This is a genomic window from Oleiphilus sp. HI0061 (assembly GCF_001635675.1).
The window spans coordinates 1-8,590 of the sequence record NZ_LWFE01000829.1; the positions used below are offsets into that span (position 1 = coordinate 1).

The following is an 8,590-nucleotide window of genomic DNA, read 5'->3' on the forward strand; positions in this document are numbered from 1 at the left end:
AGCATCAATTCCCCCTATTAGAAGAAGGGGGCGTCAAGGCATGAGAACGCGCTTTCCTTTTTTCAACAATGAAGAAGAAGACGTAGAAATCAATATGACACCAATGTTGGATGTCGTATTCATTCTGCTAATTTTCTTTATTGTTACCACCAGTTTCATTCGCGAAGCGGGCGCTAACATTAACCGCCCTCAAGCCCAGACATCCAGCACACTGCCTCAACAGGCAATTATTGTAGCAATCACAGCTCAAAATAAAGTGTGGATCGATCAACGGCAAGTTGAACCACAAACCATCAGACGCAATATTGAGCGTTTATTGAGTGAGTCGCCAGAAAGCACTGTCATCCTCCAGGCCGATGAGCATGCACGGACCGGTTTATTGATACAGGCATTGGACCAGTGCAAACTTGCAGGCGCCAAGAACATCGCCGTTGCGACACGCAAAGAATCAAACAGTGGAATCTAGGTTTATGGATAACACCATTTGTCGACTGCCGCTAAGTCAAAGCCTTACACGTTGGGTACTCGCCGCCCTATTAGCCATAATCTGTGTATTAGCCATTAGCAAGCTTATGACGAGTCTGATTACTCCGCTTAGCGTCGAAGCTGCGATCTACAAATTTCTCAGCATTGACTTCATTCGGATTGAAGCAAACTCTTCAAGCGCGCCCGAGCAAGAAGAAGAGCTGCCACCACCCGAAGAAGCAGAACCTGAACCACCCAAACCCAAACTAATCGATCAAGCAGCGTTTAACCCCCGGCTTCCAAAGCTTTCGCTAGACTTGAGCCCTATCGATACACCTTCGGTGCCACTTTCATTAAGCCCACCTGAATTCCCGGCAAGTTCCCTTAAACCCATACAAAGTGCCGCCCCGAGTTTTGATGAGCAACTGTTTCCCTTGCTCACGCCAGACCCGCTCTACCCCAGAAGAGCAAAACGCGCAAGACTGGAAGGATGGGTTAATATTAGCTTCACTATAGGCTTGAATGGAAGCGTGAGTGATGTACAAGTCCTAAGCGCCGAACCAGAGGGCATTTTTGAAAACAACACCATACGTGCCGTCAAAAATTGGAAATTCAAACCTCAGCTTCTCGGGGGAAAGCCTAGCACTCGTCGGGTTGTTCAAACCATTAATTTTACTCTGGAAAAATAATGCTTTGGTTTATGTTTCGACACGCACATAGACGCCTTACTTTCCTGGTATTATCCGTGGCTTTGCTGAGCACCGGCGAAGCCTGTTCTGCTGACTATTCATTCAATGTACCGAGCGAGGTTTTGGAGTTACAGCCGAACAAGCATGCCCAAATCAATAGCCGAACCCAGCGAACACTTGCCCAAGCCTGGAGCGACTTTGAAAAGCAGCAAAGTGCCAAAGCACTTAGCACTCTAGAACGCGTTATTTCTGAAAATCAGCACAATCCCGTGGCTACATCTTATGCGCTCTATTCTGCCTCTCAGATCCTTGCTCAACTCGAACAATATGAACTGGCGATTGGCTTAATACAATTGCTTTTACGACTAGACTCTCTGAATGAGTCGTCCCAGGTTAAACAACATCTGCTGCTTGCCCAGCTGCAAATTCAAACAGGGCACTTTAGTGAAGCAAGCCAAGCGCTGCAAACACTCATATCATCCCAACAACCGAATCAGAGTATAGAACCAGAACAGCTAAGTGAGTGGTATTACTTACTGTCTTATTCACAGTTCCAGACTAAAGACTACTCAAACTGCTTTAACAGCGCCAAACATGCCTTAAAATTGGCTCACCCTAAGCAAGAAGCGCTTTATCAACTACAACTCAATAGCTTATTAGCGCTTAAAGATTACCCCGCGAGCAGACTTATCATCGAGAAGCTAATATCGCTCGAACCCACCAAAAAGGCTTATTGGCAACAATGGGTGCGTATAGCGATTCAATTAGGTGAGCATCAACAAGCCCTATCGGGCATGGAACTACTAAAAGAAACACAAGCCCTTAGTGCTACAGAAGTTTTACACTTATCACAATTACAGCTATCAGAAGGCCTACCTTTCCAGGCAGCTCTAATCCTCGAAGCCGCTCTAAGCGAGAAAACTGTCAAAGCCACAGCTGCGAATATTAAAAGGCTAGCCTATAGCTGGGAACAGGCAGGCCATAATGAGAAAGCCATAGATATACTAAGTTCTAGCTCCTTTATCACCAACTACCAGGACTCTGCTGACAACCTAGCAATTTTAAAACAGTTAAGCCGGCTCTTGGTTAAACAGGCCTTATGGAATGAAGTGATTCAAGTCATCCACGAGGTGAGTGGAGGTTCCTACATGCAATGGTTAGCTCTCGAGAAAGACTATAACAAAGACAAGGTTTTGATCGGTCTGGAGTTAGGTAGGTCTTTATTTTATTCTGACAAACTCAATATGGCTGAAACTTTGTTTACTGCGCTTGACGATCACTTGAGTAAGCTAAAACAAAGCAAGGCAAACCGCCACCAAGCCGACACTATCGATATTCACATCATCGAAAAACAATTAGCTCAGTGGACAAATTACCTTGCCAACATTAGCAAGCATTAGACGTTTAAAAGTCGATAATGCCTTGGACAGGCTCATCTATCGTAAGCTGCATTAACTCTTCATTACTGAGATTTTTGTACTTATCTGCTAGCTTGGCAATGCTCTTAACCAGCCCTCGGCAATCTTTTCCTGCCGCCTCACACTTATCCATATAGCGCTTAACAGTTGGCTGAAATGCCTTGACCCATGCTTGCTGCTCAGGCTCACTAAACTTTATAATTTCAACACCCTGCTCGGCCAAGGTATTTTGTGCAGTTTGTGCAAATTCTTCAGTGCGCTGCACAACAGCCAAAGCCAATTTCTGCTGAAAGTCCGACAGTAACTGCTTGGTTGGTTTATTCAGCCGATCAAAGCTACGACGATTCATACAAGTCTCAATGGTCGTTGGTGCAATATTCAACTCTGTATAGTACTTGGCTTGCTCATAAATTTTAAAAGGAATAAAGCCCATATCAACCCAAACGATTGCATCAACCACGCCTTGCTGTAGGGCTGAATAGATCTCTGGAAACGGAATACGAACAACAGAGTAGCCTAAGTCTTCTGCCGCACCCGGCGCATTCATAAATGACACCACCTTTTTGCCTTTTAAGTCTTCAGGTCTACGAATAGGTGTTTTGCTCATTAAGCTTAGAGGTCTCACTGGCATAACATGTGCTGGATAAACACCTCGTCGAGTGAACTCCTCAGCCAAGCCATCAGCCATTAGCTCGTTCACAATTCGTGCAGTTAAGTAAGGGTTGGAAGGGGCTATATAGGGGAGCTGGATGGTTTTAAACAACTCAAAACCTTTTGCTTCGGCCAGTGTATAACACGTCCCAAAATCAGCCACGCCAGCGCGTAAAGCTTTGAAGCCTCCGGTGACACCATAGAGAGACCCACCGCCATACATTTTAATTTGCAATTCGTTGTTGGTTTTACGTTGTATCCAATCAATCCCTTTCTGCCAAACCGGTGGTAAATGAGAAACAGGAGGCGCCGGGTGTGCAAACTTCCACTGTGTCACTTTGCCACTCGTCGGGATCGAACCACCCTCCTCTAGCAACCAGGCGTCAACAGGTGTCGCGGAATAGGAAGTTGACGCGCCACTCATGAAGGCCAACACAAACCCAAGCATACGAAGCATTGCTTTAATTCTCTTAAACAACTCTTTTTATCTTTTATTATCGATATTGTTAACACTTAACGCCTGACTGACAGCCAGTTGGATATCCATAATTATGACAAATATCAATTCATGGACTACATTGTATAAACCTACAGTTCTATAAGAGATTGGTCAACGTGTCAGCCACAATCACCGACGATATTCCCTATTCAGGTTACTGCGCCCCTGGCTATGAAGCCGTGAAGGAGGCTTTTCTAGTAAACCTCAAAGAACGGAATGAAATTGGCGCTAGCGTTGCCGCCTATAATCACGGCGAAAAGGTAGTCGACTTATGGGGGGGGGGGTTATAAGGATAAAGGTAAAACACAACTCTGGGAGGAGGATACTCTTTGCTGCGTTATGTCCGTTACCAAAGCTATCGCTTCCCTCGCTGTACTCTCACTTGCGGACAGAGGAATCATCGATCTCGACCAGCCTGTCTGCACGTATTGGACAGAGTTTGCTCAGGCGGGAAAAGACAAAATCACAGTACGCTGCGTTTTGGCTCAACTCGCAGGCGTTCCTGTTGCCGATGCAGCGCCTGCCGGTTCCCTCTATCAAAAAGGGGTTGTCGAGCAAGCATTAGAAGTTCAAGCACCACTTTGGCCCGCAGGCTCTACTCCCTGCTACCACTCTTTTACTCATGGCCCTCTGTGCCAGGCTTTGATCAGTAAGTGTACCGGTCAAACCTTAGGGCAATATTTGCAAGAAGAAATATTTGGGCCAAACAATATTGAATTCTACCTAGGCATGAATGAAAGCCAGATTACTCGTTGCGCCGATATCGTCATATCTAATGGTGTTCCTACCTTACAACAAGTCAACGACCCAAACTCTTTACTTGCTAGAGCTTGGAAACCAATCCCGGACCCTCAGCGTATGTTTGAGGACCCTGATTTCCGAACCCACGAGTTCGGGTCTGGCAATGGCCATAGTAACGCTAGAAATATCGCAAAGATTTATAGCCTATTGTCAATGGAAGGAACTATCGATGAACTCAATCGAGACCATCGACTTATCAGCAAAGCGGCCTTGGAAGACGCGATAAAAGAGCAGTGGGATGGTGTTGAAGTCATGACCCACCGCCACTTTCGCTATGGAACGGGCTTTATGTTGAACAACCCGTATTTTAAAACAGGTGACAACCCTAGAAGCTTCGGCCACCCCGGTTTAGGCGGCGCTATTGCTTTTGCTGACCCAGATGCAAAAATCAGCTTTGGCTATTGTGGCAATCGAGTACACCCGATTAATGAAACAGGGCCCTGCGCCAAAGCCTTAATTGATGCTTTGTACAGCTGCATATAGCAACGCCAGCCAACTAAACCTAAGCAGTCACTGGCCCGCTATGAAAACGAAATTCTTCATCTGGCTGCTCGATTAATTCCTGCTCTTTCTCTCTGAAAAAAGCGACTCTCTCGTCGAGCCCTTCTTTGCAATAACCCGAAGCAAGTTTTAGATAGTCTTGATAGTGACGAGACTCCGACTTGAGCAAAGAAATATAAAAGTCCTTTAACTCATCGTCTAGCAAGGGCGCTGTCTTGGCAAAGCGCTCGCAGGAGCGCGCTTCAATAAATGCGCCAATGATCAGTAGATCAATCACACGGTCAGGATCTTGTTTTCGGACAGAATCTCTAAGCCTTGCTGCATAGCGTGATGCCGTCATGTGACCGTATGCCAGTTTACGTTTTTTGATAAATTTCATTACCTGTTCGAAATGCCTGAGCTCTTCACGAGCCAAGCGAGACATCTTCATCAGCAAGTCTGGATTACCCGGATAACGGTGAATCAGGTTAAGCGCTGTCATTGCTGCTTTCTTCTCACAGTGAGCGTGATCCAGCAGCATGATATCCTGATTAGCCAGGGCATTTTCGACCCAAAGGTCAGGGGTTTCACAGCCAAGAAAGCTATATATTTCACTTAAGTCCTGGTTTATCTCACTCACAAACATTACTCACTGATATCTTCATCTAAATTTAAAAATTCTTTCATAGCACACCAAGACGCTAGCTTATCCTCTTTCGACATGGCTGCATTGGCAGGACTGGTCGAAGGTAAGTTCAGGGTTGTATCAGGAGTAACTGAAACGCCGATAAACTTCTTGTACAACTTGGCTGCAGCCTGACCGTTAAACGCAATCAGCTTAATACTCGGGTTCTGTTCAAGCATGCCTTGAATATCATTCGCCTTCATAGTGGACTGGTCGATATTCGAATCCAGACTTCCTGGGCGGTAGCATGAATGAGCGACATCCCAAATCGCGATACCGCAGCGTTTAGCCTCTTCCAGGCGTTGCACATAAGGCAAGGCCAGGTCAAAACTGCATAGTTGCGCCAATATCCACCAGAAGGCATTGCGAGGATGTCCGTAGTATTGCTGCTCTTGCAGGGATTTAACACTGGGCATCGTGCCTAATATTAGAACTGTTGGCTCTTCTCCAAGCACCGGAGGAAAGCCTTTATCGATTACTTTTTGCGTTTCAGCCATTATACTTCACACTAATAACGCTAGAACTTTAATGCCACCGCTGAAGATGCCTTGATCGCCTTCTGCGTTGCCGCCTCAATTGTTTCATCCAAGGCCAGTGCAACCCCCATACGGCGTTGCCCCTTTACTTCGGGCTTGCCGAACAAGCGCAAGTGCACATCAGTATCAGACAAACATTCTTCAAGGTTACCAAAGCAAAGTTGTTTGGACTCCCCCTCAACCAAAATGACCGAGGACGCTGCCGGACCAAGCTGTTTAATCTGGGGAATAGGCAATCCAAGAATAGCCCGCGCATGCAAAGCAAACTCAGAAAGATCTTGCGATACTAAGGTCACTAAGCCTGTATCGTGTGGCCTAGGTGAGACTTCACTAAACAAGACTTCATCGCCTTTTACGAATAACTCAACGCCAAAGATACCATTGCCACCCAGGTTTTCAGTCACTTTATGAGCGATATCCTGAGCCGCTGCCAAGGCCTTTTCGCTCATTGCTTGAGGCTGCCATGACTGTTGATAATCACCATTCTTTTGGACATGGCCAATCGGCGCACAGAAACTTGTCTGACCAGCGTGGCGAACAGTTAATAAGGTTATCTCATAATCAAAGTCGACAAAGCCTTCGATAATGATGGTGCCTGCCCCTGTACGGCCACCTTCTTGTGAATATGCCCAAGCGGCATCAATACCATCCTCAGTCTTCACAGTGCTCTGGCCTTTGCCAGAGGAGCTCATAATCGGTTTCACCACACACGGCAAACCAATCTCCTGAAGCGCTTGTCGATAAGCCTCATAATCGCTGGCAAACTGATAGGGAGAGGTTTTTATGCTCAAATCCTCTGCCGCCAAGCGCCGAATACCTTCGCGATTCATGGTGAGATTAACTGCACGTGCAGAGGGAATAACCTGGTAGCCTTCTTTCTCTAGCGCCACCAATTCAGCGGTCGCAATGGCTTCGATTTCTGGCACAATTAAGTGTGGTTGCTCTTTCTCGACCACCTCTCTAAGCGCTTTTGGGTCAAGCATATCGATCACGTAACTGCGATGTGCGACTTGCATCGCCGGTGCATTGGCATACCTGTCCACAGCAATCACTTCGACACCAAAGCGCTGTAATTCGATAACCACTTCTTTGCCCAGCTCACCAGAGCCGCAAAATAATACCTTTGTTGCCGTAGGCGATAAGGGCGTGCCAATGCTAGTCATTTTGATAAACCTGTTGTCAGTTGTTAGGATAAATCTAGATATAGGATTTCTGTTCGCGCTCTTTAGCGAGCTCTAGTATTTTTTTCTTTTCAGTATTGTCCATGCCCCACCAGCGGGATATTTCGTCACCCGTGCGGTGACAACCCACACAGACATCATTTACATCAAGTGCACAAATACTGACACATGGAGACGGGACTTCATTCATTTCTTCTGGCATACAACTACTCTTCGCTAACGACTATTCGGCAACTACTTTCTAATAAAAACATAAAATGTGAAACGTCGATCTTAACAGGCAAACACTTAGTCCTCCAGAATCAACCCTGATTCATAGCGCTGACCGTTTTGAACATAGTGCGCTGCACTTAGACTGAGCATTTGAATCTCCTGCTCACTTAAAGCACGTTTCACCTTGCCAGGACTACCCAGCACCATCGAGCCATCCGGCACGACCATATTTTCAGGTATCAAGGCGTTCGCGCCAATCAAACAATTCTTACCAATTTTCGCGCCATTCAGTACAACGGCATTAATACCAATCAAGGAATTCTCTCCGATATGGCAACCGTGCAACATGACCTTGTGGCCAATCGTCACATTTTTCTCTATTTGTAAGGGAAAGCCCGGGTCAATATGAAGAACAGAACCGTCTTGAATATTGCTATTTTCACCAATGATAACTTTATCGTTATCCGCACGAATCACCACATTAAACCAGATGCTAGCACCCTCATGGACTTCGATATCGCCAATTAATGATGCGTTTGGCGCAACAAACGCTGCGTCACCAATAAATTTTGGTTTTTTGCTTCCCAAGGAGTAGATCATTTACCTTCACCGTCAAAAATTGTTATGTTCGCATCAAATGCAATATTCATCAGTTCAACAAGCACCACGGCAGACAAGCCCCAAATTTCATAACGCTCGCCCTGATGGTGGTAATCATAGCTTGGCACAGAGAATGCCAGACCTTTGTAGGTCATTCTATCACGACGCACGGGTTCTTCATTTAAAAAGAAACTCACCGGCACTTTGAAAATACTGTCTAGTTCATCTAGATTTGGCTTTAATTCTATCTCTGGCTCCACCAGGCCGACAAAAGGCGAAACACGAATACCGTGCAGGGATATCACCTGACTCAAAGGCCCTAGCAGCTCAACTTGTTCAGGGTGGACGCCAATCTCTTCATGACACTCTCGA

General features: G+C 46.1%; 11 protein-coding genes and 1 pseudogene. 5 read left to right on the forward strand and 7 right to left on the reverse strand.

Annotation, left to right across the window (positions count from 1 at the left end; genetic code table 11):
* The 3 genes from A3735_RS09905 to A3735_RS09915 all read left to right on the forward strand — a co-directional run.
* A partial coding sequence (locus A3735_RS09905) for an ExbD/TolR family protein (RefSeq protein WP_369820523.1) occupies positions 1-466 on the forward strand: 466 nt, incomplete at its 5' end.
* Positions 467-470: 4 nt separating this feature from the next.
* Positions 471-1,154, forward strand: a complete 684-nt coding sequence (locus A3735_RS09910) for an energy transducer TonB (RefSeq protein ID WP_068514837.1) — start codon at positions 471-473, stop codon at positions 1,152-1,154.
* Positions 1,154-2,554, forward strand: a complete 1,401-nt coding sequence (locus tag A3735_RS09915) for a lipopolysaccharide assembly protein LapB (protein ID WP_068514834.1) — start codon at positions 1,154-1,156, stop codon at positions 2,552-2,554. Before A3735_RS09910 ends, A3735_RS09915 begins: the two co-directional genes overlap by 1 nt.
* Before the next feature lie 4 nt (positions 2,555-2,558).
* Here the strand turns inward: A3735_RS09915 and A3735_RS09920 are convergent, their stop codons facing one another.
* Complete coding sequence (locus tag A3735_RS09920; protein WP_068514830.1) at positions 2,559-3,680, reverse strand: TRAP transporter substrate-binding protein; 1,122 nt, start codon at positions 3,678-3,680, stop codon at positions 2,559-2,561.
* 158 nt (positions 3,681-3,838) lie between these two features.
* On the opposite strand from A3735_RS09920, the gene A3735_RS29605 reads away from it, so the two are divergent.
* Complete coding sequence (locus A3735_RS29605; RefSeq protein ID WP_156495185.1) at positions 3,839-4,012, forward strand: hypothetical protein; 174 nt, start codon at positions 3,839-3,841, stop codon at positions 4,010-4,012.
* Between the two features lie 40 nt (positions 4,013-4,052).
* Positions 4,053-5,006, forward strand: a pseudogene (locus tag A3735_RS09925) (serine hydrolase domain-containing protein); the annotation flags it as partial.
* A gap of 19 nt (positions 5,007-5,025) precedes the next feature.
* Here A3735_RS09925 and A3735_RS09930 read toward each other — a convergent pair.
* From A3735_RS09930 to A3735_RS30730, 6 genes are all read right to left on the reverse strand, one after another.
* Entirely contained in the window at positions 5,026-5,643 is a 618-nt protein-coding gene (locus A3735_RS09930; protein WP_231872160.1) for a tRNA-(ms[2]io[6]A)-hydroxylase, read from the reverse strand.
* Between the two features lie 5 nt (positions 5,644-5,648).
* Complete coding sequence (locus tag A3735_RS09935; protein WP_068514824.1) at positions 5,649-6,185, reverse strand: DNA-deoxyinosine glycosylase; 537 nt, start codon at positions 6,183-6,185, stop codon at positions 5,649-5,651.
* Positions 6,186-6,205: 20 nt separating this feature from the next.
* Positions 6,206-7,387 (reverse strand): formate-dependent phosphoribosylglycinamide formyltransferase, encoded by a 1,182-nt coding sequence (gene purT / locus A3735_RS09940; RefSeq protein WP_068514822.1) that lies wholly within the window; start codon positions 7,385-7,387, stop codon positions 6,206-6,208.
* Between the two features lie 34 nt (positions 7,388-7,421).
* Positions 7,422-7,607, reverse strand: coding sequence for a DUF1289 domain-containing protein (locus A3735_RS09945; RefSeq protein WP_197470208.1), 186 nt, complete (start codon positions 7,605-7,607; stop codon positions 7,422-7,424).
* An 86-nt stretch (positions 7,608-7,693) separates the two neighbouring features.
* A complete protein-coding gene (locus A3735_RS09950; protein WP_068514819.1) occupies positions 7,694-8,218 on the reverse strand; it encodes a gamma carbonic anhydrase family protein in 525 nt (174 codons plus the stop codon).
* On the reverse strand, positions 8,215-8,590 hold a 376-nt coding region (locus tag A3735_RS30730; protein ID WP_197485820.1), incomplete at its 5' end, for a CoA pyrophosphatase. The genes A3735_RS09950 and A3735_RS30730, both read right to left, overlap by 4 nt.